We start from the raw sequence: 22,728 nt of genomic DNA on the forward strand, positions 1-22,728 counted from the left end.
CTTACTTGGCTGCATTCGTCTGTGCTTTTCCACGGTTTTCCCGGGCTTGCAGGCCGATAAACAGCGGCTCAAGGATCGGCGCCACAAACCGCGCACCGACTTCGGACAGATGATTGTCGTCGGTGTACAGCGAGTAGCCGCCGAGTTCGGCGTGGCACAGGCCGTTTTCATCACACAGTCGCGGCGCCGGATCGACTACCCGCACCGCCGGATCATTCTGCGCCAACTGCGCGAACAACTGACTGATGAACACCTGACGCTTGTGGTGCGCCTCGACGTCCAGCCCGACGCCATCCACCGGACGATCAAGCATCGCCAGCCGCGTCAGCCGATACGGCGGGCTGAACGCCTGCAACGGCGCCTCTTTCACCAGCCATACGCGATGCCCGGCTGCCCGCAATTGCGCCACGCGAGTGCGCAGGCCTTCAGCCAGACGTCGTTCGGCGTCGGCGCGGTCGTAGCGGCCGTCAGGTGTTCTCAATACATGGCCGAGATCGCCTTTGGCGTCGCCGTACAGATACAGGCTCCAGCGTGCGACCAGCACCACATCGCTGACCGATTGGGTTTTCAGCCCCTGTTCGACCCGCTTGTTGAAGCGCGCACAGACACCGTCATGTTCCAGCCCGTCGACCGGAATACAGCCGGGGGAGCTGGCCAGGATCACGCTGACGCCGTGGGCGTTGGCACCGTCATCGAACACCGGGATCAGCGCCGTGGCATGGCTGTCACCCCAGACCATCGCGTGGGTCGGCAGATCCGCCACGCCGTAATGGCAGAACAGCTTGTCGTCCGGGGTCTTGTCATCCGCCAGACACGCCATCAGCTCCGGCCGCCATTCGCGGCCCTTGGCGTATTGCAGCGCCTGCTCGGACAAACGCCATGGCAGGCCATCGGTCCAGCGCAGCGATTGCCCGGCCAGGCCGAGCAGCAGAATCCCGCAGAAACCGGCCAGCAGAATCTGCCGACGACCGGCGAGCAAGCGCCGTTCACGGAATGGCGTTTCGACGAACTTCCACGACAGATAACCCAGCACCAGCGTCAGCAGAATCAACCCGGCCGTGTCGAGTGCGCCCGGCTCATCGACACTGGCGTAGCTGGAAAACACGAATACCGGCCAGTGCCACAAATACCAGGAATAGGAGATCAGCCCGAGGCCGACCATCACCCGGCTGCTCAACAATTGACCAATCATTGTCTCGCGATGACCGTTGGCCAGAATCAGCAGCACCACGCCCAGCACTGGCAACAACGCGGTGGCCCCCGGAAACGGCGTCGACTTGTCATAGACGAATACCGCCAGCAAGATCAAACCCATGCCGAGCAGGCTCAAGGCCTGGGCAGCCATCGGTTTCAAGCGCCACGCGTGTTTCGGCGCGACCGCCAGCATCGCCCCGGCGAGCAATTCCCAGGCGCGCATCGGCAACAGGAAGAAAGCCTTTTCCGGATGATGCTGGATCGCCCACACACTCAGCCCGAACGACACCAACAGCACGCCGAACAGCGCCAGCCGCCAGTGTTTCAGGCGACTCGAGAGCAACGTCAGCAGCAGCGGGAAGAAGATGTAGAACTGCTCCTCCACCGCCAGTGACCACGTGTGCAACAACGGTTTCAGGTCAGAGGCAACGTCGAAGTAGCCGTCCTGACGCATGAACAGGAGGTTCGAGACGAAAGTCACCTGATAGCGCACCGAGCGCCCCAGCTCTTCATAGTCCTTGGGCGCCAGCAGGAACCAGCCCACCGCCAGCACCGCAATGATCATTGCGAACAGCGCCGGCAGGATGCGGCGCGCACGCCGCGCCCAGAACTCGACGAAACTGAAACGGCCAGCCTGACGCTGATTCCAGATGATCGAGGTGATGAGGTAGCCGGAAATCACGAAGAACACGTCCACGCCGACAAAACCGCCGGTAAACCCCGGGACGCCAAAATGGAACAGCACCACGGCGATCACCGCGACTGCGCGCAGGCCGTCGATATCCCTTCGATAAGCGAGTGTGCTCATAAAATCTTTAATGCCAATCAGATGGTTGTTTTTGTACAGCTCGAGCCTTATTCACCGAGGCTCCGAGCGCTGTTTGTGGGTTGCCCGATCACAGACCTTACCAGATCAGGAACCTCCCATTGCCGGGGTAAATTTCATGCAAAAAAAAGGCGCCCCCCAAAGGGACGCCCTTTTTATCGATTCAACCGGCGATGTTACTTGCGCTTCATCGACAGGAAGAACTCGTCGTTGGTCTTGGTCGTTTTCAGCTTGTCGACCAGGAACTCGATGGCAGCCACTTCGTCCATCGGGTGCAGCAGCTTGCGCAGGATCCACATACGCTGCAGTTCGTCGTCGGCGGTCAGCAACTCTTCGCGGCGGGTGCCGGAACGGTTGATGTTGATGGCCGGGAAGACGCGCTTTTCCGCAATCTTGCGGTCCAGCGGCAGTTCCATGTTGCCGGTACCCTTGAACTCTTCGTAGATCACTTCGTCCATCTTCGAGCCGGTTTCAACCAGCGCGGTGGCGATAATGGTCAGCGAGCCGCCTTCTTCGATGTTGCGCGCAGCACCGAAGAAACGCTTCGGTTTCTCCAGGGCGTGAGCATCGACACCACCGGTCAGCACCTTGCCGGAGCTCGGGATCACGGTGTTGTAGGCACGGGCCAGACGGGTGATGGAGTCGAGCAGGATCACCACGTCCTTCTTGTGTTCGACCAGGCGCTTGGCCTTCTCGATCACCATTTCGGCAACCTGCACGTGGCGGGTCGGCGGCTCGTCGAAGGTCGAGGCGACCACTTCGCCGCGCACGGTGCGCTGCATTTCGGTTACTTCTTCCGGACGTTCGTCGATCAACAGCACGATCAGGTGAACTTCAGGGTTGTTACGCGCGATGTTCGCCGCGATGTTCTGCAGCATGATCGTCTTACCGGCTTTCGGCGGTGCAACGATCAGACCACGCTGGCCTTTGCCGATCGGGGCGCACAGGTCGATCACACGACCGGTCAAGTCTTCGGTGGAACCGTTGCCGGCTTCCATCTTCATGCGCACGGTCGGGAACAGCGGGGTCAGGTTCTCGAAGAGAATCTTGTTCTTCGCGTTCTCCGGACGATCGAAGTTGATCGTGTCGACCTTGAGCAGAGCGAAGTAACGCTCGCCTTCCTTCGGAGGGCGGATCTTGCCAACGATGGTGTCACCGGTGCGCAAGTTGAAACGACGGATCTGGCTCGGCGAGACGTAGATATCGTCCGGGCCGGCGAGGTAGGAAGCGTCAGCGGAGCGCAGGAAGCCGAAGCCGTCCTGGAGAATCTCCAGCACGCCATCACCGGAGATTTCCTCGCCGCTTTTCGCGTGCTTTTTCAGCAGGGAGAAAATCACGTCCTGCTTGCGCGAACGGGCCATATTTTCTATGCCCATCTGTTCGGCCAATTCGAGCAGTTCGGTAATCGGCTTTTGCTTGAGTTCAGTCAGATTCATATAGGAATGACGTAATCATTTATGGAGGGGGGAAATTAAGCTTTTGGCTTAATGAGGCCGCGCCGCGGAGAAGGCGACAGGATCGCGAACTTGTTCGAAAAGGAGTGCGTCGGCGACGGCTAGCAGGGGGCAGTGGAGAAACCAGTGCGGGGCCGAATGTACCACCTGAGTTTCGGAGCGTCTAGCCCTGAATACGCAAAAAGCCCCGCAAATTGCGAGGCTTTTTTTCGGCGATTTACTGCGACGCTTAGATGTTGGCGTCGAGGAAAGCAGCCAGTTGCGACTTCGACAGGGCGCCGACTTTGGTCGCTTCAACGTTGCCGTTCTTGAACAGCATCAGTGTCGGGATACCACGTACGCCGTGCTTGGCCGGGGTTTCCTGGTTTTCGTCGATGTTCAGTTTGGCGACAGTCAGCTTGCCTTTATAAGTCTCGGCAATCTCGTCCAGAACCGGAGCGATCATTTTGCAAGGGCCGCACCATTCAGCCCAGTAGTCGACCAGTACAGCGCCTTCGGCCTTGAGTACGTCGGCTTCGAAGCTGGCGTCGCTAACGTGTTTGATCAGATCGCTGCTCATGGAATTCTCCAGGTTGTAAGCAAAAAAACGTGGCCCATCATAGCCGCCCTTCCCTTGTTCAGGAAGCCGCAGTTGATTGAGTCTTGCTATGGCACTCGATGAGTTTGGGTATAGCCCAAGTCACGCCGTGGCGGGGGCAATGAAGGAAATTCCGGTGCGCAGGGCGGCGTTGCGCACGTGCTCCTGCATGGCCTTCTGGGCCGCAGCGGATGCCCGGCGCGCCAGCGCACGAAGGATCTTGCGGTGCTCCTGCCAGGTTTCCATCGCCCGCTCGGCGCGGATGAACGGTAGCTTCTGGCTCTCCAAAAAGATCTCGGCGCTCGCAGTGAGGATGCTCAGCATCGCCTGATTGCCGCTGGCCAGCAGAATGCGCCGGTGGAATTCGAAGTCGAGTTTCGCCGCAGCCTCGAAGTCCCCAGCCTTCAATTGCTCGCGCATCGCCGCAACGTTGTCCTCAAGCGCATCCAGGTCAAACGTGCTCAAGGTCACCGCCGCCAGCCCGGCGGCAAAACCCTCCAGCGCATAGCGCAACTGAAAGATGTCGAGCGGCGAGGCCTGCGCCGCAAACGGCCAACCCGGCGCATTGTCGCCCTGCGCAATCTCCACCGGTGCCTGCACGAACACACCTTTGCCCGGCTGGATGCTGACCACGCCCAGCGCACTGAGCGACGACAGCGCCTCGCGCAACGACGCCCGACTGACCCCCAGTTGCACCGCCAGATCCCGTTGCGACGGCAACGCATCGCCCGCACCGAAACCCTGCTCGGTGATCAGTTTGCGTATGGCTTGCAGCGCCACTTCGGGTACGGCGCGGGAGATCGAGTTCATGGTTTTTCAGACGAGCCAGGCCAAGGTGCGGCTAGTTGTAAAGCTATTCGCCGGATCCGGCAAGTCGTGCCCCAGCGGGGTTCGGCGCCCGCTGCCGGTGCGCCATCGGGGTGCGAAAAACAACCTGACTGTTCAGACCAGTAAGACCGAACAAACCCGGCAAACCTGCGGCCTGCCGGGGATAAATCCGGGTATTGGCACGGCGCATGCTCTGTCCGATCGCAGAAACCACTTCCCGTCGATCCGGAGATTTGCCATGACCCTGCGTTACCGAGCCCTCCTCGCCGCTCTGTTTTCCAGCCTGATGCTGAGCCAGATCCCCGCCCACGCCGATGGCCTGGAAGACGTGGTCAAACGCGGCACACTGAAAGTTGCCGTGCCTCAGGACTTCCCGCCATTCGGCTCGGTCGGCCCGGACATGAAACCCCGTGGTCTGGATATCGACACGGCAAAACTGCTGGCCGAGCAGCTCAAGGTCAAACTCGAACTGACCCCGGTCAACAGCACCAACCGCATCCCGTTCCTCACCACCGGCAAGGTCGACCTGGTGATCTCCAGCCTCGGCAAGAACCCGGAGCGCGAGAAAGTCATCGACTTCTCCCACGCCTACGCGCCTTTCTACCTCGCGGTGTTCGGCCCGCCTGATGCCGCCGTCACTACGCTCGACGACCTCAAGGGCAAAACCATCAGCGTCACCCGTGGCGCGATCGAAGACATCGAGCTGACCAAGGTCGCCCCCGAAGGCGTGACCATCAAGCGCTTCGAGGACAATAACTCGACCATCGCCGCCTACCTCGCCGGCCAGGTCGATCTGATCGCCAGCGGCAACGTGGTGATGGTGGCGATCAGCGAGAAGAACCCGAAACGCGTGCCGGCGCTGAAAGTGAAGCTCAAGGATTCGCCGGTCTACGTCGGCGTGAACAAGAACGAGCCCGCGCTGCTGGGCAAGGTCAACGAGATCCTCGCCACCGCCAAGGCCGACGGCGCGCTGGAGAAAAACTCGCAGACCTGGCTCAAAGAGCCGCTGCCGGCCGACCTCTGATCGGTCGCGCGGGAGACAATCGATGGCTTATCAGTTCGATTTCATGCCGGTGGTGCAAAACACCGACCTGCTGCTGCGCGGCGCGCTGTTCACCCTGGAGCTGACGGCGATTGGCGCGCTGTTCGGGGTCGGCGTGGGCATCGTCGGCGCACTGGTGCGGGCGTGGAACATCCGCCCGTTCTCGGCACTCTTCGGCGTCTACGTCGAGTTGATCCGCAACACGCCATTTCTGGTGCAGCTGTTCTTCATCTTCTTTGGCCTGCCCTCGCTCGGGGTGCAGATTTCCGAGTGGCAGGCGGCGGTGCTGGCGATGGTGATCAACCTCGGCGCGTATTCGACCGAGATCATCCGCGCCGGCATCCAGGCGATTCCGCGCGGGCAACTGGAAGCCGCCGCCGCACTGGCGATGAGCCGTTTCGAGGCGTTCCGCCACGTGGTCCTGCTGCCGGCTCTGGGCAAGGTCTGGCCGGCCCTGAGCAGCCAGATCATCATCGTCATGCTCGGTTCGGCGGTGTGTTCGCAGATCGCCACCGAGGAGCTGAGCTTCGCCGCCAACTTCATTCAGTCGCGCAACTTCCGCGCCTTTGAAACCTATGCGCTGACCACGCTGATCTACCTGTGCATGGCCCTGCTGATCCGCCAGTTGTTGAACTGGATCGGCCGCCGCTATATCGCGAGGAGCAGCCGATGAGCGACTTCACCTTCTGGGACATCCTGCGCAACCTGCTCACCGGCCTGCAATGGACGCTGGCGCTGTCGCTGGTGGCGTTCATTGGCGGCGGCATCGTCGGGCTGCTGATTCTGATCATGCGCATCTCGAAAAATCCGTTACCGAGCAATATTGCCCGCACCTGGATCGAGCTGTTCCAGGGCACACCGCTGCTGATGCAGCTGTTTCTGGTGTTCTTCGGCGTGGCGCTGGCCGGGATCGAGATCTCGCCGTGGATGGCGGCAGCCATTGCCCTGACATTGTTCACCAGCGCCTATCTGGCGGAGATCTGGCGCGGTTGCGTCGAAGCGATCCCCAATGGCCAGTGGGAGGCCTCGTCGAGCCTGGCACTGAATCCACTGGAGCAATTGCGTTACGTGATCCTGCCGCAGGCGCTGCGCATCGCGGTGGCGCCGACCGTGGGCTTCTCGGTGCAAGTGGTCAAAGGCACTGCGGTAACCTCGATCATCGGCTTCACCGAGCTGACCAAGACCGGCGGCATGCTCGCCAACGCCACTTTCGAACCGTTCATGGTCTACGGCCTCGTCGCCCTCGGCTACTTCCTGCTCTGCTACCCCTTGTCGCTCAGTGCGCGCTACCTGGAAAGGAGACTGCATGCCTCTGCTTAGAATTTCCGCCCTGCATAAATACTACGGCGATCACCACGTGCTCAAAGGCATCGACCTGAGCGTCGAGGAAGGCCAGGTGGTGGCGATCATCGGCCGCAGCGGCTCGGGTAAATCGACCCTGCTGCGCACCCTCAATGGTCTGGAGTCGATCAACGACGGGGTGATCGAAGTCGACGGCGAATACCTCGACGCCGCCCGCGCCGACCTGCGCAGCCTGCGGCAGAAAGTCGGCATGGTGTTCCAGCAGTTCAACCTGTTCCCGCACCTGACCGTCGGCGAGAACGTGATGCTCGCGCCGCAAGTGGTGCAGAAAGTACCGAAGGCCAAGGCGGCCGAACTGGCGCGCAAGATGCTCGAACGCGTCGGGCTGGGGGAGAAGTTCGACGCCTTCCCGGATCGGTTGTCCGGCGGACAGCAACAGCGCGTGGCGATTGCCCGGGCACTGGCGATGTCGCCGAAAGTGTTGCTGTGCGATGAGATCACCTCGGCGCTGGACCCGGAGCTGGTCAATGAAGTGCTCGCCGTGGTGCGCCAACTGGCCAAGGAAGGCATGACGCTGATCATGGTCACCCACGAAATGCGCTTTGCCCGGGAAATCGGCGACAAGCTGGTGTTCATGCACCATGGCAAGGTGCATGAGGTGGGGGATCCGAAGGTGTTGTTTGCCAATCCGCAGACGGCGGAGCTGGCGAATTTCATTGGTACCGTGGAAGCGACAGCCTGATAACGCTTCAGCACCTGAGCGGACGCCTTCGCGGGCAAGCCCGCTCCCACAGGGTTCTGCGGCGGAACATGATTGTGTGTTCGACACAAAAACCTGTGGGAGCGAGCTTGCTCGCGAATGGCCGCGCCGCGGTCTCAAGCTTTTATGCGCAGGATCAACGGTTTGAGCCATGCGCGTTGGCGTCAGCGTTTGATCGTGGCACGATGGCGGGGTTATCGACCGAGACCCCCTGACCATGCCGCAATCCAAAGCCAAGAATCTGTCCCTGATCGCCGCAATCGACCTGGGCTCCAACAGCTTCCACATGGTCGTGGCCAAGGCCCAGAACGGAGAAATCCGTATCCTGGAGCGCCTCGGAGAGAAAGTGCAGCTCGCCGCCGGTATCGACGATGAGCGCCATCTCAACGAAGAATCGATGCAGCGTGGCCTCGACTGCCTCAAGCGCTTTGCCCAACTGATCAACGGCATGCCGCTGGGCGCCGTGCGGATCGTCGGCACCAACGCCCTGCGCGAAGCGCGCAACCGCCTGGAATTCATCCACCGCGCCGAAGAGATCCTCGGCCACCCGGTGGAAGTCATCTCCGGCCGTGAAGAAGCGCGGCTGATTTATCTGGGCGTTTCACACACCCTCGCCGACACCCCGGGCAAGCGTCTGGTGGCCGACATCGGCGGCGGCAGTACCGAATTCATCATCGGGCAGCGTTTTGAACCGCTGCTGCGCGAAAGCCTGCAAATGGGCTGCGTCAGCTTCACTCAGCGTTATTTCAAGGACGGCAAGATCACCCCGGCCCGTTACGCCCAGGCGTACACGGCGGCGCGGCTGGAGATCATGAGCATCGAGCACGCCCTGCACCGCCTGACCTGGGATGAAGCCATCGGCTCCTCGGGCACCATCCGCGCCATCGGCCTGGCGCTGAAGGCCGGCGGGCATGGCACCGGCGAAGTGAATGCCGAAGGTCTGGCCTGGCTCAAACGTCGTCTGTTCAAACTGGGGGATGTCGACAAGATCGACTTCGAAGGCATCAAGCCTGACCGTCGGGCGATCTTCCCGGCGGGCCTGGCGATTCTCGAAGCGATCTTCGACGCCCTCGAACTGCAACGCATGGATCACTGCGAAGGCGCGCTGCGTGAAGGCGTGCTCTACGACCTGCTCGGCCGCCATCATCACGAAGACGTGCGCGAACGCACCCTGACTTCGCTAATGGAGCGCTATCACGTCGATCTGGAACAAGCCGCGCGAGTTGAACGCAAGGCACTGCACGCCTTCGATCAGGTCGCCGCAGACTGGGAGCTGGATGACGGCATCTGGCGCGAATTGCTCGGTTGGGCCGCGAAGGTCCACGAAGTCGGCCTCGACATCGCGCACTACCACTATCACAAGCACGGCGCCTACCTGATCGAGCACTCGGACCTTGCCGGTTTCTCTCGCGAAGACCAGCAAATGCTCGCTCTGCTGGTGCGCGGCCACCGCCGCAACATCCCCAAGGACAAGTTCGCCGAGTTCGGTGACGACGGCGACAAGCTGATCCGTCTGTGCGTGCTGCTGCGCTTCGCGATCCTGTTCCACCACATCCGTGGCACCCAGGCGATGCCGCAAGTGACACTGCATGCCAAGGGCGACAACCTCGACGTGGAATTCCCGGAGAACTGGCTGGATGAAAACCAGCTGACTCAGGCTGACTTTGGCCTTGAGGCCGACTGGCTGACGCGGGTTGGCATCGTCCTCACTGTCCACTGACAGTCCCCTGTAGGAGCTGCCGAAGGCTGCGATCTTTTGATCTTGTTTTCAGGATCAACATCAAAAGATCGCAACCTCGTTTCACTCGACAGCTCCTACAGGTGAATTCGAAGTACAAAAAAGGCGATCCGTGGGGATCGCCTTTTTTATTGGGCTGAAGGTCAGCTGCTCACCGGCAGAATCGGGCTGCCCAGGCGTTCCAGCAACGTCGCCTGCGCGCTGCGCGGGTTCTGGTTGCCGGTTGGCGTGTTGCGGATGTAACGGCCATCCGACTGCAGGCTCCAGCTGTGGGTGTTGTCGGTCAGGTACAGCTCCAGCTCTTTCTTCACGCGAGTCAGCAGCTTCTTGCCTTCCACCGGGAAGCAAGTCTCGACGCGCTTGTCGAGGTTGCGCTCCATCCAGTCGGCGCTGGAGAGGAACATCTGCTCCTCGCCGCCGTTGAGGAAGTAGAACACTCGGGTGTGTTCAAGGAAGCGACCGATGATCGAGCGCACATGGATGTTGTGCGAAACCCCGGCAATGCCCGGACGCAGACAGCACATGCCACGCACCACCAGATCAATGCGCACGCCGGACTGGCTGGCCTTGTACAGCGCACGAATGATCTTCGGATCGGTCAGCGAGTTGAATTTGGCGATGATGTGCGCCGGTTTGCCTTCGACGGCGAACTGGGTTTCCCGGGCAATCATGTCGAGCATGCCCTTCTTCAGGGTGAACGGCGCATGCAACAGCTTCTTCATACGCAGGGTTTTACCCATGCCGATCAACTGACTGAACAGTTTGCCGACGTCTTCGCACAAGGCGTCGTCGGAAGTCAGCAGGCTGTAGTCGGTGTACAAACGGGCGTTGCCGGCGTGGTAGTTACCAGTGCCGAGGTGCGCGTAACGCACGATCTCGCCGGCCTCGCGACGCAGGATCAGCATCATCTTGGCGTGAGTCTTGAAACCGACCACGCCGTAAATCACCACCGCACCGGCCGCTTGCAGACGGCTGGCCAGTTGCAAGTTGGACTCTTCGTCGAAGCGGGCGCGCAGTTCGATGACCGCGGTCACTTCCTTGCCGTTACGAGCGGCGTCCACCAGCGCATCGACGATTTCCGAGTTGGCGCCGGAGCGGTACAGGGTCTGGCGCACAGCCAATACATGCGGGTCTTTCGCCGCCTGGCGCAGCAGGTCGACCACCGGGGTGAACGACTCGAACGGGTGCAGCAGCAGGATGTCCTGCTTGCTCACCACGCTGAAAATGTTCTCGCTGTTCTGCAGCAGTTTCGGGATCTGCGGGGTGAACGGCGTGTATTGCAGCTCCGGGTGGCTGTCCAGACCGGTGATGCTGAACAGGCGTGTCAGGTTGACCGGGCCGTTGACCTGATACAGCTCGGTCTCGCTCAGGTTGAACTGCTTGAGCAGATAGTCCGAGAGGTGTTTCGGGCAAGTGTCGGCGACTTCCAGGCGCACCGCATCGCCGTAACGCCGCGAGAACAGCTCGCCACGCAGGGCACGCGCAAGGTCTTCGACATCTTCGGAGTCGAGCGCAAGGTCGGCGTTTCGGGTCAGGCGGAACTGGTAGCAGCCCTTAACCTTCATGCCCTGGAACAGGTCATCGGCGTGGGCGTGGATCATCGACGACAGGAACACATAGTTGTCGCCCGGGCCGCCGACTTCTTCCGGAACCTTGATGATCCGTGGCAGCAGGCGCGGTGCCGGGATGATCGCCAGACCGGAATCGCGACCGAAGGCGTCGATGCCTTCCAGTTCGACGATGAAGTTCAGGCTCTTGTTCACCAGCAACGGGAACGGGTGCGTCGGGTCGAGGCCGATCGGGGTGATGATCGGCGCGATCTCGTCGCGGAAGTAGCGGCGCACCCAGGTCTTGATCTTGGTCGTCCAGTGACGACGACGGATAAAGCGCACCTGATGCTTTTCCAGCTCCGGCAGCAGGATGTCGTTGAGGATCGCGTACTGGCGGTCAACGTGACCGTGCACCAGCTCGCTGATCCGCGCCAGCGCCTGGTGCGGTTGCAGACCGTCGGCACCGGCCTGTTCACGGGCGAAGGTGATCTGCTTTTTCAGACCAGCGACGCGGATTTCAAAGAATTCGTCGAGGTTGCTGGAGAAGATCAGCAGGAACTTCAGCCGCTCCAGCAACGGATAGGACTCGTCCAGCGCCTGTTCCAGCACGCGGATGTTGAACTGCAGTTGCGAGAGCTCGCGATGGATATACAGGCTGCTGTCATCCAGGCCCGGGATCGCAATCACTGGCGCCGCCGCGACGGCTTCAGCGACCGGCGCGGGTGGCGCAGGCTCGAGTTCCGGCGGGGTTTCGGTGATCTGCTCCACCACCGGTTGAGCTTCTTTTACTGCAACTTCAGTGAGTCCTTCGGTATTCATCGAATGTTCCTGGGAGGGCTATTTCTGCTCTCGTAACAATTGAGCGGCACGGACAGCAAAGTAAGTCAGGATGCCATCAGCGCCGGCACGTTTAAAGGCGGTCAGTGATTCAAGAATTACCGCCTCGCTCAACCAGCCATTCTGGATCGCCGCCATGTGCATGGCGTATTCGCCGCTAACCTGATAGACGAAGGTCGGCACTTTGAAGGCATCTTTTACCCGCAAAAGAATGTCCAGGTACGGCATGCCGGGTTTGACCATGACCATGTCCGCGCCTTCAGACAAGTCCGCACCGACTTCGTGCAGCGCTTCGTCGCTGTTGGCCGGGTCCATCTGATAGGAGGCCTTGTTGGCCTTGCCCAGATTCGCTGCCGACCCCACCGCATCGCGGAACGGCCCGTAATAGGCGCTGGCGTACTTGGCCGAGTAGGCCATGATCCGCACGTTGACGTGACCGGCCAGCTCCAGCGCCTCGCGGATCGCCTGGATGCGGCCGTCCATCATGTCCGACGGTGCCACGACCTGAGCGCCTGCTTCAGCGTGGGACAGTGCCTGCTTGACCAGTGCGTCGACGGTGATGTCGTTCTGCACGTAGCCTTCTTCATCGAGAATGCCGTCCTGCCCGTGGGTGGTGAACGGATCAAGGGCGACGTCAGTGATCACGCCCAATTCCGGGAAACGCTCACGCAATGCGCGAGTGGCGCGCTGGGCAATGCCTTGCGGGTTCCAGGCTTCGGCAGCATCGAGGGATTTCAATTCGATTGGCGTGACCGGGAACAGCGCCAGCGCCGGAATACCCAGCTCGACCCATTGCGCCGCCTCTTCAAGCAGCAGGTCAATGGTCAGGCGTTCGACACCGGGCATCGAGGCCACGGCTTCGCGACGGTTTTCACCCTCAAGCACGAACACCGGCAAGATCAGGTCATCGACCGTCAGCACGTTTTCCCGCACCAGCCGACGCGAAAAATCATCACGACGATTGCGACGCAGGCGAGTGGCAGGGAACAGACGATTGGCAGGGGTAAAGCTCACGGCGGACTCCTGAGCCCGCGCAAACGGGCGAGCGTGACAGTTATAGACGGCCATTATGACCAACAGATTACAGTTGTGCGTACCCCGTGACATGTAGCCGCATTCCATTGTTAGCGTAGGAATTGTTCACGTCGAGACACATTTCGACACTTTCATGAATGTGTCCGAAGGGTTAGGCTGCGCGTTCATTTCGCCAGCACCCAGACAATGCTCCAACAATTTCTGCATGACTTTGGCTACTTTGCCTTGTTCCTCGGCACGTTCTTCGAAGGCGAAACCATCCTGGTGCTCGCAGGCTTCCTCGCGTTCCGTGGATACATGGACATCAACCTGGTGGTGGTCGTGGCGTTCTTCGGCAGCTATGCCGGCGATCAGCTGTGGTACTTCCTGGGGCGCAAGCACGGGCGCAAATTGCTCGCGCGCAAACCGCGCTGGCAGATGATGGGCGACCGCGCGCTGGAACACATTCGCAAGCATCCGGACATCTGGGTTCTGAGCTTCCGCTTCGTTTACGGCCTGCGCACGGTGATGCCGGTGGCGATCGGCCTGTCGGGTTATCCGCCGGGACGTTATCTGCTGCTGAACGGCATCGGCGCAGCGATCTGGGCCACCGCCCTGGCAGCCGCCGCCTACCACTTCGGTGCGGTGCTCGAAGGCATGCTCGGCAGCATCAAGAAGTACGAACTGTGGGTGCTCGGTGCGCTGCTGATTCTTGGCGTTGGTCTGTGGCTGCGCCGCCGCTTCAAGAATGCGCGTCTGGCCAAGCAGGTTTACGCCGATGAGCAAGCCGCAAAAGCGGCACTGCTGAATCAATCCGAAGCGGCCAAACCTGCCGAACCGAAGACGCCAGCCGAATAACGCGCTGGCGCCTGGCGTACAGCCCTGCGCAAAGCCCGGGCTGGCCGGCTCTTTTAGTCATTTATCCCCTCTGCGCCAGCGGACTCCCGTTCGCCAGCGGCGTTCTCGCGCGAAAAATCTCCTGTTCGTCACGAAGCAGGCAACCGCAAATAATGAACACCCCGCCGTTGCTGCGATCCATTTAGAAAGCGCTCCATGCAGGTGCAGCCGCCACTTGGGCCTATGGCAACGCACGACAAATTAGTGGACATTTAGCGCCATGAATCTGGAGAGAAACCCATGAGCAAAAAAGTTGCAGTGATCCTGTCCGGCAGCGGCGTGTACGACGGCGCCGAGATCCACGAGAGTGTCATCACCCTGCTGCGCCTCGATCAACGTGGTGCGCAGGTGCAATGCTTCGCGCCGAACATTGCGCAATTGCATGTGATCAATCACCTCACCGGTGAAGAAATGCCCGAAACGCGCAACGTTCTGGTGGAGTCGGCACGCATTGCCCGCGGCAACATCAAGGACATTCGCGAAGCCGACGTCGATGACTTCGACGCGCTGATCGTACCTGGCGGTTTTGGCGCCGCGAAAAACCTCTCGAACTTTGCCGTCGAAGGTGCCGGCTGCGCAGTACAGCCCGAGGTACTGGCCTTGGCGGAAGCATTTGCCGAAGCGGGCAAACCGGTGGGCCTGATGTGCATCTCGCCGGCGCTGGCAGCGAAGATCTACGGCCCGGGCGTGACCTGCACCATCGGCAACGATGCCGACACCGCCACCGCGATGAACAAGATGGGCGCCAGCCACGAAGACTGCGCGGTGACTGACATCATCGAAGACAAGGCACGCAAACTGGTGACGACCCCGGCTTACATGCTGGCGCAGAACATCAGTGAGGCGGCTTCGGGGATCAACAAGCTGGTGGATCGGGTGCTCGAACTGACTCACGAGAACGATGCCTGACACGACCTTTCTGAAGGTTTTTGTGGTGAGGGGATTTACCCCCGATGGCTGCGCAGCAGCCCCTTGCATCTTGAAGCACTGGGCCTGCTGCGCAGGCCATCGGGGATAAATCCCCTCACCACAGGTATACGGTTGAATCAGGGTTTACGGCTCAGCCGGGTGAGGATCCGGTCCAGCGCATTGGCAAACGCCTGCTTCTCACGCTCGCCGAACGGCGCCGGGCCGCCGCTGATCTGGCCCTGCTCACGCAGGTCGGTGAACAGGTTGCGCACCGCCAGCCGCTCGCCCATGTTCTGCGCGTCGAATTCCTTGCCGCGCGGATCCAGCGCCGCCACGCCCTTCTTCACCAGACGATCGGCCAGCGGGATATCGCTGCAGATCACCAGCTCTCCGGGCACCGCGTGCTCGACCAGGTAATCGTCCGCCGCATCCGGGCCGCTGGGCACCACGATCAGTTTGACGATGGCCAGCCCCGGCTTGGTCTGCGGCTGCCCGGCCACCAGCACCACTTCGAACTGGCGCTTTAGGGCGAACTTCACCACCAGATCCTTGGCGGCCCGGGGGCAGGCGTCGGCATCGATCCATACACGCATATTGATAACCTCTTGAAAGCAAAAGATCGCAGCCTTCGGCAGCTCCTAGAGGGATACACCGAACCCCTGTAGGAGCTGCCGCAGGCTGCGATCTTTCAAACGATAACCCGATCAGGCAGCAGAAACCCGCTTCTTCTCGGCCATCCGGCTGCGCCCATACAAAACGACAATCGCCAGAATCGCCAAGGCCTGCGCTGTCAGCGAATAGGCATCGGCGTGAATCCCCAGCCAGTCGAACTCAAAGAACGCCACCGGTCGTGTGCCGAAAATCCCGGCTTCCTGCAGCGCTTTCACGCCATGCCCGGCGAACACCACCGACAAGGCACAGAGCAGACCGGCGTTGATGCTGAAGAACAGCGCCAGCGGCAGTTTCGCCGAACCGCGCAGGATCACCCAGGCCAGACCGATCAGCAGCACCAGCGCCGTCGCACCACCGGCCAGCACCGCGTCATGCCCGGCGGGGCCGGCCTGCAGCCACAGGGTTTCGTAGAACAGGATCACTTCGAACAACTCGCGGTACACCGAGAAGAACGCGAGGATCGCGAAGCCGAAACGTCCGCCGCCGCCCACCAGACTCTGCTTGATGTAATCCTGCCAGGCCGCCGCGTGGCGCCGGTCGTGCATCCACACGCCGAGCCACAGCACCATGACGCTGGCGAACAGCGCCGTCGCGCCTTCGAGCAGTTCACGCTGCGAGCCGCTGACGTCGATCACGTACGCCGCCAGCGCCCAGGTGCCAAGACCGGCGAGCAGCGCCAAGCCCCAACCGATGTTGACGCTGCGCACCGCCGACTGCTGGCCGGTGTTGCGCAGAAACGCGAGGATCGCCGCCAGCACCAGAATCGCTTCGAGGCCTTCGCGCAGCAGAATCAGCAGGCCGGAAATGAAGCTCAGCGACCAGCTCAGGCCATCGCTGCCGAGCAGTTCGGCGGACTCTTTCAATTTGCCCTTGGCCGCGTCGAGACGCTGTTCGGCCTGCGCCACCGGCAAGCCGTCCTGCAACGATTGACGGTAGGCCATCAGCGATTTTTCAGTGTCCTTGCGCACGTTGGCGTCGACGTTATCCAGCGAGCTTTCGACCAGTTCGAAGCCTTCCAGATACGCCGCCACCGACAGGTCATAGGCCTGATCGTGATCGCCGGCGCGATACGCGGCCAGGCTCTTGTCCAGCGTGGCGGCGGTGTAATCGAGCAACTGCGCCGGGCCGCGCTTGACCTGCGGCGGCTGCGCGCGCTGGGCACGGAAGGTCGCCGCCGCTTGCGGGCCTTCGGCGGCCTGTACCTCGGCCGGGGTCTGGCGCGCCAGATCGGCGATGTTGAAGGTCTTGTCGGACTTGGCCGCAGCCGGGTCGGCACTGAAACCGGCAATGTAGGTCGCCAGATCCCAACGCTGACGGTCGTCCAGTTGATCGGCGAACGCCGGCATGTCAGTGCCTTCGACGCCTTGGCCGAGGGTGCTGTAGATCGCGTACAGACTCAGATGATCTATGCGGCCGGCATCGCGCAGGTTGGCTGGCGACGGCGTCATGCCGAGCCCCGCCGGGCCGTCACCGGCGCCGGTTTCACCGTGGCATACCGAGCAGTTCTGCGCGTACAGCGGCGCGCCCCGGGTCGGATCGGGAGTGATGATCGGCGCCTGGCTGACTTCATACGCCACCGCCAGTTTCGCCCCCAGTTGTCGGGCCTGACGCGCGACGTCGGCGCCGTCCTGTTTCGCGGTGATGGCGGCGTGCAGAGCCTCGACACCCTGCTCCAGCTCAGCCTTCTCCGGTTTGGCCGGCAGACCGCCGATCAGCCCTTGCAGCACCTGGGTGAATTCCAGTTGCTCGCGGTATTCGCCGTCGTCGACGACCTTGCCCGCCTCGACCGTCGGCGGATAGTCGGCGCTGATGTAATCGAGCAGGTGCAGCGCCTGCGGGGCGCCTTCCACGGTGTCAGCCAGCAGGTTGAAACTGCTCAGGGCAAACAGCGGGAACACCAGCCAGGCCAGGAATCGGGACGCGGCAGTCATGAATGAGTCTCAAATGGAAATGCGAAGTTACATATTGTTCACTTCGAACGCCTTTCACTCAAGCTTTGTCGACGTCTCGTGGCGCTTTAACGCAGCGCTGCGGTGGTGTTGCGGTAGTGTTCAAGCATAAACTCGACGAACACCTGCACCTTCAGCGCGACGTGCCGGGCATGTGGATAGAGCGCGTAATAGTGGCGCCGCCCAAGGTTGTAGTTGGGCAGGATTTGCACCAGCCGGCCACTGAGCAGATCCTCCTGCACCGTGGCCCGGGTGAACGCGGCGATGCCGACTCCGGCCAACGCGGCGGCGTGCAGCGAACTGATCGAGTCGGCCTTGAACCGTCCCTGCACGCGCACACCAGTGGTGAGCCCGCGCGCGTCGGTCAGCGCCCAGTCACTGCCACCGGCAAACGCCAGCAACTGCTGCTCGGCGAGTTCGCGCACCTGGCGCACCAGACCATTGCGCGCCACATACACAGGCGAAGCCACCAGCAGCATGTCCGAGACGGTCAGCAACCGCGCAACCATGGATGAATCGGCCAAGGGTCCGCAGATGCGCAAAGCCACATCGAAACCCTCGGCGATCAGATCGACGATACGGTCATCGCAGGACAGGTCGACTTCAATTTCGGGATAGCGCTGCTGGAACGACGGCAGCCAGCTCGCCAGTTCCAGCGTACCGATGACCATTGGCGCGCTGATGCGCAGCACACCGCTGGGGCTTTCATGGGCCTGCCCCGCCGCCAGTGCGGCTTGATCGAGGCGTTCGAGAATGTCCACGCAAGCCGCGTAATACTGCTGCCCCGCCGTGGTCAGGTTGAAACCCCGGGTGTTGCGATTGATCAGCCGCGTGCCCAGCTCGCTTTCCAGCTGCTGCAACTGCCGGGAGATGGTCGAGTGAGTGGTGTCGAGGCGCTCGGCAGCGGCGCTGAACCCGCGACACTCGACGATGCAACGAAACGCGCGCATGGCCTGCAGTTGATTCATTGAAGTCCTGGCAATGGTTAAGCGTCAGGCCAGCAAGGCTAGCCCAAACCCCGCATCCATCCCACCGGTAAATCCGCCGCGTGATCCCAATGATCTGTGCAATCAGCAAACAAAAACCACGCATCACTTGGCCACTATTGCCGCCTATAATGCGCCACCTCGTCGCATTTCCCGCTCAAGGATGACCCCCTTCATGCGCCATCGTTTGCTGCTGCCCCTGTTGATAGCCGCTGTAGTGCAACTGAGCGGCTGCGCCGCGTACCGCAACTATGACCTGGAACTGCAACAGACCACTGACCAGTTCAAGGCCGGCAACATCGACGGCGCCCTGACGCTGATCGAAGCGCACAACCCCGACCCGGATAAAGACCTGCTCTACTACTTTGAAAAGGGCGCCGTACTCAGTGCCGGCGGCGAGTTCACGCAAAGCCAGACAACCTGGCGCAGCGCCGAGCAGATGATCATCCAGCGCCAGGACACGATCGAAACCACCGGCGACAAGTTGCTCGCGGCGATGGGCGATCACTGGGGCGGCATCATCAATGACAAGCTGCGGCGCTACGATGGCTACGACTATGAAAAAGTCATGCTGACCACGCAAATGGCCCTCAATCAGTTAGCGCAAAATGACTTCGACGGCGCTCGTGCCGACATCAAGAAAATCCATGAGCGCGAAGCGCTGATCGCCCGGCAACGGGAGCTGGAATACGAAAAGGTCGAGGAAGCCGCCAAGGCCCAGGGCGCACGCGTGCACTACAAGGACCTTCAGGGTTATCCGGTGGTGATGCTCGAGTCCCCGGAAGTGCTTGCCCTGAAAAACGGTTATCAGAGCGCGTTCAGTCACTATCTCGCCGGTTTCACCTATGAGGCACTCGGCGAAAAAGACCTCGCAGCGCCCGGTTATCGTCAGGCCATCGAACTGCGCCCGGACATGCCGTTTTTCCAACAGGCATTGCGCGACCTCGACAGCCCTGGACTCAAGGCCGACGAAAGCGATGTGCTGATCATCGTGCAAAGCGGCCTGGCGCCGGCCCGCAGTTCGGTGCGCGTACCGTATCCGGTGCAGCTCAAGGACGGCCAGGTGATCGTCGCCAATATTTCGTTCCCAGTGATGGTGCCGGATAACTCCACTGCGCCGTTCAATCAGGTCCGCGTCGACGGTCGCGATAAAAAGCTGATCGCGGTCAACAGCATCACCGATATGTCTTTGCGCACGCTGCGTGACGACATGCCCGGGATTATCCAACGCACCACCTACCGTGCCTTCCTCGCGGCGGACGTTCAGGGTACCGACAATCGCCGTAATCCAGGCAAAGCCTCCTACGTCACCCAGTGGGATGGTTTCGAGCAGGCCGACACTCGCACCTGGCGTACCCTGCCCAACCTGACACAGGTCGTACGCCTGCGTCTGAAAAAGGGCGAGCACCAGATAAGCCTGCCGAACACTTCAGGCGCTCCACTGAACATCCGCATCGACCAGAATCGCCAGATGATTGGCTTGCGCGTACTGGGCGATCGAATTTATGCGAACGGCAGCGCTTTTCAATCTGCCACATCGGTGGAAAATCGCGTATCCGCCCTGAAATAAGTAATGGCACCAAACTAACAAGTGCGATTAAAAAGCTATTACATGGCCAGCATCGCCCGCTTATAATGCCGCGCCCGCGCTATCGCGATGCGGCATAAAAGCTCCTCTGGTTATGAGGAATTGGCAGGAGGCCAGCGCCACTGTCGATGGGTCACACCAGCCCGACCAGCACCGGCGGCTGATGCAGTTACTAGCTCAGGGAAGAAGTACCCCCATGGCATTGCGCACTCCCACCTTGATCGCGCTCAGCGCTGTCACTCTGCTGTCCGGCTGTTCGGCGTTCCGCAACTACGATTCGGAACTGGCCCAGACCAACCAGCAACTGGCCACCGGCAACGTCGACGCCGCGCTGAGCCTGCTGGAAAAGAACAACACCGGTCCGGACAAAGACCTGCTCTATTACTTCGAGAAAGGTGAGTTGCTGCGCGCCAAGGGCGACCTGTCCGGCAGCCAGAACGCCTGGACCAGCGCCGATCAGGTGGTTGGCCAGTGGGAAGATTCGGTCAAGCTCGATACCGGTAAATACCTGGCTCAGTTCGGCAGTTTCCTGGTCAACGATAAGGTGCGTCGCTACGAAGGCTACGACTACGAAAAAGTCATGCTGACCACGCAGATGGCCCTCAATCTGCTGGCCGTCAATGACTTCGACGGCGCCCGCACCGCGATCAAGAAGACTCACGAACGTGAAGCGGTGATCGCCGACCTGCGCGACAAGGAATACCTCAAGAGTGAGGAAGAGGCCGAGAAAGAAGGCATCAAGACTCAGTACAAGGATCTGCAAGGCTACCCGGTTGCCAGCCTCGACGCGCCGGAAGTAGTCAGCCTGAAAAACAGCTACCAGAGTGCGTTCAGCCATTACCTGGCCGGTTTCGTCTACGAAGCCCTGGGCGAGAAAGACCTGGCTGCGCCGGGCTACCGCAAGGCGGCCGAACTGCGCCCGAACACCCCGCTGCTGGAGCAGGCGCTGGTCAACCTCGACAAGCCGAGCAAGTCCGACGACAGCGATATCCTGATCGTCGTGCAAAGCGGTCTGGCACCCTCGCGTGATTCGATCCGCGTGCCGCTGCCATTGCCGATCTCCAACAACGTGGTGATCACCCCGCTGTCGTTCCCGATCATCAAGCCTGACACCTCTACCGCACCATTCACGCAGATTGGCGTCGATGGCCAGCAAGTCAACCTGACCGCCCTCAACAGCACCACCGCCATGTCCCGCCGCGCCCTGCGCGATGACATGCCGGGGATCATTGTGCGCACCACCGTGCGCGCAATCACCAAAGGCGTGGCGCAGAAGAAGATCAACGAAACCAACCCGCTGGCCGGTCTGGCCGTGGGTATTTCTTCAGCTGTGCTGGAAGGTGCCGATACCCGTACGTGGCGTACCCTGCCGGACAACACCCAAGTGGTGCGTCTGCGCTTGAAGAAAGGCGAGCACCAGGTCAGCCTGCCGAGCGCCGTCGGCGGTTCGCTGGTCAAGGTCACCGTCGATCAGCGTTATCAAGTGATCAGCCTGCGTGCCGTGGGCAATCAGGTATTTGCCGGCGGCGTCGCCGCCCATGTCATCCCGAGCGCCAGCGCGACCAACGTCGCCAGCCTCAAACAACCTTAAGAACGGAGTCTTTGCATGCGCTTGAAACTCTTCGCCGTCGTCGCTCTCGCCATCCTGGCCAGCGGCTGCGCCACCCCGCCACCACCGGAGCCGGGCAGCGCCGCGAGCAAGGTCGTGGCCATGGGCCCGCAGAAACACATTGCGGTCGGCGCCATGCGCGTCGCCCGTGAGAACGGCTTCATGACCGTCAATGTGCAGTTGACCAACACCCTCAACAGCAACAAGACGTTCTACTACCGCTTCGCCTGGCTTGGCCCGGAAGGTTTCCCGGTCGCCGAGGAAGAAGTCTGGAAAAGCCAGATGATGTACGGCGCTCAGACCAGCTTCATCCAGGGCATCGCCCCGACCCCGAAAGCCGTGGATTTCCGTCTCGAACTCAAGACGCCTTAAGTCCGCCACCCTATTCCTGTTTTAGAGAGCATTCCCATGTTTGCACGCTTTTCCCTGATCGCTGTCCTCGCCCTGCTGGCTTCCGGTTGCGCCAACACCTCGCCGACCCTGGGCAGCAAGAACATCAGCTACGGCGACACCAAAGCGGTTGAAACCGTGACCAACGAATTCGGCTCGACCGACCTGCAAATGATCGCCGAATCGATGACCCGCTCGCTGGCCCAGTCCGGCATTCTGCAGGGCCGCCCGGTGGTGCAGGTCTACGACGTGAAGAACAAGACCAGCGAGTACATCGATACCCGCGAAATCACCACCAGCATCAAGACTCAGTTGATGAAATCCGGCACCGCCCGCTTCGCCAGCGATAACACCGCGATGCAGAGCCAGGTCGACCAGCTCAAGTTGCAAAACCAGAGCGGCCTGTACAAGAAGAGCACCGTGGCCAAGACCGGCAACATGATCGCCGCCAAATACCGTCTGGAAGGCTCGATCAGCTCGATCGTCAAGCGCAGCAGCGACTACAAGGACGTCTTCTACAAATTCAGCCTGCAACTGATCGACGTCGAAAGCGGTCTGGCCGAGTGGATGGACGAAAAAGAGATCCGCAAAACCACGGAGCGTTAA

At 61.1% G+C, this 22,728-nt stretch carries 20 protein-coding genes; 11 read left to right on the forward strand and 9 right to left on the reverse strand.

Going from position 1 to position 22,728, the window contains the following annotated elements; genetic code table 11:
* Window position 1: 1 nt before the first annotated feature.
* From JN524_RS09095 to JN524_RS09110, 4 genes are all read right to left on the reverse strand, one after another.
* A complete protein-coding gene (locus JN524_RS09095; RefSeq protein WP_202369146.1) occupies window positions 2–2,002 on the reverse strand; it encodes an acyltransferase family protein in 2,001 nt (666 codons plus the stop codon).
* Window positions 2,003–2,196: 194 nt separating this feature from the next.
* Window positions 2,197–3,456 carry a transcription termination factor Rho gene (gene rho / locus JN524_RS09100; protein WP_003229334.1) on the reverse strand — a complete coding sequence of 420 codons (1,260 nt, stop codon included), beginning with the start codon at window positions 3,454–3,456 and terminating at the stop codon, window positions 2,197–2,199.
* Between the two features lie 247 nt (window positions 3,457–3,703).
* Window positions 3,704–4,033: a thioredoxin TrxA gene (trxA, locus tag JN524_RS09105; protein WP_003206727.1), complete on the reverse strand. Its 330-nt coding sequence runs from the start codon at window positions 4,031–4,033 to the stop codon at window positions 3,704–3,706.
* Window positions 4,034–4,153: 120 nt separating this feature from the next.
* A complete protein-coding gene (locus JN524_RS09110) occupies window positions 4,154–4,861 on the reverse strand; it encodes a FadR/GntR family transcriptional regulator (RefSeq protein ID WP_027610476.1) in 708 nt (235 codons plus the stop codon).
* Window positions 4,862–5,117: 256 nt separating this feature from the next.
* On the opposite strand from JN524_RS09110, the gene JN524_RS09115 reads away from it, so the two are divergent.
* The 5 genes from JN524_RS09115 to ppx all read left to right on the forward strand — a co-directional run bounded on the left by JN524_RS09115 (window position 5,118) and on the right by ppx (window position 9,703).
* Window positions 5,118–5,903, forward strand: coding sequence for a transporter substrate-binding domain-containing protein (locus JN524_RS09115; protein WP_139055146.1), 786 nt, complete (start codon window positions 5,118–5,120; stop codon window positions 5,901–5,903).
* A 22-nt stretch (window positions 5,904–5,925) separates the two neighbouring features.
* Window positions 5,926–6,594, forward strand: coding sequence for an amino acid ABC transporter permease (locus tag JN524_RS09120; RefSeq protein ID WP_202369147.1), 669 nt, complete (start codon window positions 5,926–5,928; stop codon window positions 6,592–6,594).
* Window positions 6,591–7,241: an amino acid ABC transporter permease gene (locus tag JN524_RS09125; RefSeq protein WP_095137639.1), complete on the forward strand. Its 651-nt coding sequence runs from the start codon at window positions 6,591–6,593 to the stop codon at window positions 7,239–7,241. Before JN524_RS09120 ends, JN524_RS09125 begins: the two co-directional genes overlap by 4 nt.
* Window positions 7,228–7,965, forward strand: coding sequence for an amino acid ABC transporter ATP-binding protein (locus tag JN524_RS09130; protein ID WP_202369148.1), 738 nt, complete (start codon window positions 7,228–7,230; stop codon window positions 7,963–7,965). The genes JN524_RS09125 and JN524_RS09130 overlap by 14 nt, the downstream gene beginning before the upstream one ends.
* Before the next feature lie 235 nt (window positions 7,966–8,200).
* Complete coding sequence (gene ppx / locus JN524_RS09135; protein WP_202369149.1) at window positions 8,201–9,703, forward strand: exopolyphosphatase; 1,503 nt, start codon at window positions 8,201–8,203, stop codon at window positions 9,701–9,703.
* Between the two features lie 161 nt (window positions 9,704–9,864).
* Here ppx and ppk1 read toward each other — a convergent pair whose 3' ends face one another.
* Together ppk1 and hemB are read right to left on the reverse strand one after the other, a co-directional pair.
* Window positions 9,865–12,090: a polyphosphate kinase 1 gene (gene ppk1, locus JN524_RS09140; RefSeq protein ID WP_123585821.1), complete on the reverse strand. Its 2,226-nt coding sequence runs from the start codon at window positions 12,088–12,090 to the stop codon at window positions 9,865–9,867.
* Window positions 12,091–12,108: 18 nt separating this feature from the next.
* Window positions 12,109–13,122 carry a porphobilinogen synthase gene (hemB, locus tag JN524_RS09145; RefSeq protein WP_202369150.1) on the reverse strand — a complete coding sequence of 338 codons (1,014 nt, stop codon included), beginning with the start codon at window positions 13,120–13,122 and terminating at the stop codon, window positions 12,109–12,111.
* Between the two features lie 207 nt (window positions 13,123–13,329).
* On the opposite strand from hemB, the gene JN524_RS09150 reads away from it, so the two are divergent.
* Complete coding sequence (locus JN524_RS09150) at window positions 13,330–13,980, forward strand: DedA family protein (protein ID WP_202369151.1); 651 nt, start codon at window positions 13,330–13,332, stop codon at window positions 13,978–13,980.
* Between the two features lie 279 nt (window positions 13,981–14,259).
* Complete coding sequence (elbB, locus tag JN524_RS09155; RefSeq protein ID WP_027610468.1) at window positions 14,260–14,928, forward strand: isoprenoid biosynthesis glyoxalase ElbB; 669 nt, start codon at window positions 14,260–14,262, stop codon at window positions 14,926–14,928.
* Between the two features lie 137 nt (window positions 14,929–15,065).
* On the opposite strand, the gene JN524_RS09160 is transcribed toward elbB, so the two are convergent.
* From JN524_RS09160 to JN524_RS09170, 3 genes are all read right to left on the reverse strand, one after another.
* Window positions 15,066–15,521 (reverse strand): YaiI/YqxD family protein, encoded by a 456-nt coding sequence (locus JN524_RS09160; RefSeq protein WP_139055143.1) that lies wholly within the window; start codon window positions 15,519–15,521, stop codon window positions 15,066–15,068.
* Window positions 15,522–15,632: 111 nt separating this feature from the next.
* Window positions 15,633–17,531, reverse strand: a complete 1,899-nt coding sequence (locus tag JN524_RS09165) for an FTR1 family protein (RefSeq protein WP_202369152.1) — start codon at window positions 17,529–17,531, stop codon at window positions 15,633–15,635.
* An 86-nt stretch (window positions 17,532–17,617) separates the two neighbouring features.
* Window positions 17,618–18,517: a LysR family transcriptional regulator gene (locus tag JN524_RS09170; RefSeq protein ID WP_202369153.1), complete on the reverse strand. Its 900-nt coding sequence runs from the start codon at window positions 18,515–18,517 to the stop codon at window positions 17,618–17,620.
* A 193-nt stretch (window positions 18,518–18,710) separates the two neighbouring features.
* On the opposite strand from JN524_RS09170, the gene JN524_RS09175 reads away from it, so the two are divergent.
* From JN524_RS09175 to lpoB, 4 genes are all read left to right on the forward strand, one after another.
* On the forward strand, window positions 18,711–20,105 hold the full coding sequence (locus JN524_RS09175) for a COG3014 family protein (RefSeq protein ID WP_202369154.1): 1,395 nt from the start codon (window positions 18,711–18,713) through the stop codon (window positions 20,103–20,105).
* A gap of 214 nt (window positions 20,106–20,319) precedes the next feature.
* Window positions 20,320–21,714, forward strand: coding sequence for a COG3014 family protein (locus tag JN524_RS09180; RefSeq protein WP_202369155.1), 1,395 nt, complete (start codon window positions 20,320–20,322; stop codon window positions 21,712–21,714).
* Window positions 21,715–21,729: 15 nt separating this feature from the next.
* A complete protein-coding gene (locus JN524_RS09185; RefSeq protein WP_202369156.1) occupies window positions 21,730–22,104 on the forward strand; it encodes a YcfL family protein in 375 nt (124 codons plus the stop codon).
* Between the two features lie 36 nt (window positions 22,105–22,140).
* Window positions 22,141–22,728, forward strand: a complete 588-nt coding sequence (lpoB, locus tag JN524_RS09190) for a penicillin-binding protein activator LpoB (protein ID WP_003229365.1) — start codon at window positions 22,141–22,143, stop codon at window positions 22,726–22,728.

The sequence above is a fragment of the Pseudomonas sp. MWU318 genome, from assembly GCF_016756945.1.
GTDB classification, from domain to species: Bacteria; Pseudomonadota; Gammaproteobacteria; order Pseudomonadales; family Pseudomonadaceae; genus Aquipseudomonas; species Aquipseudomonas putida_A.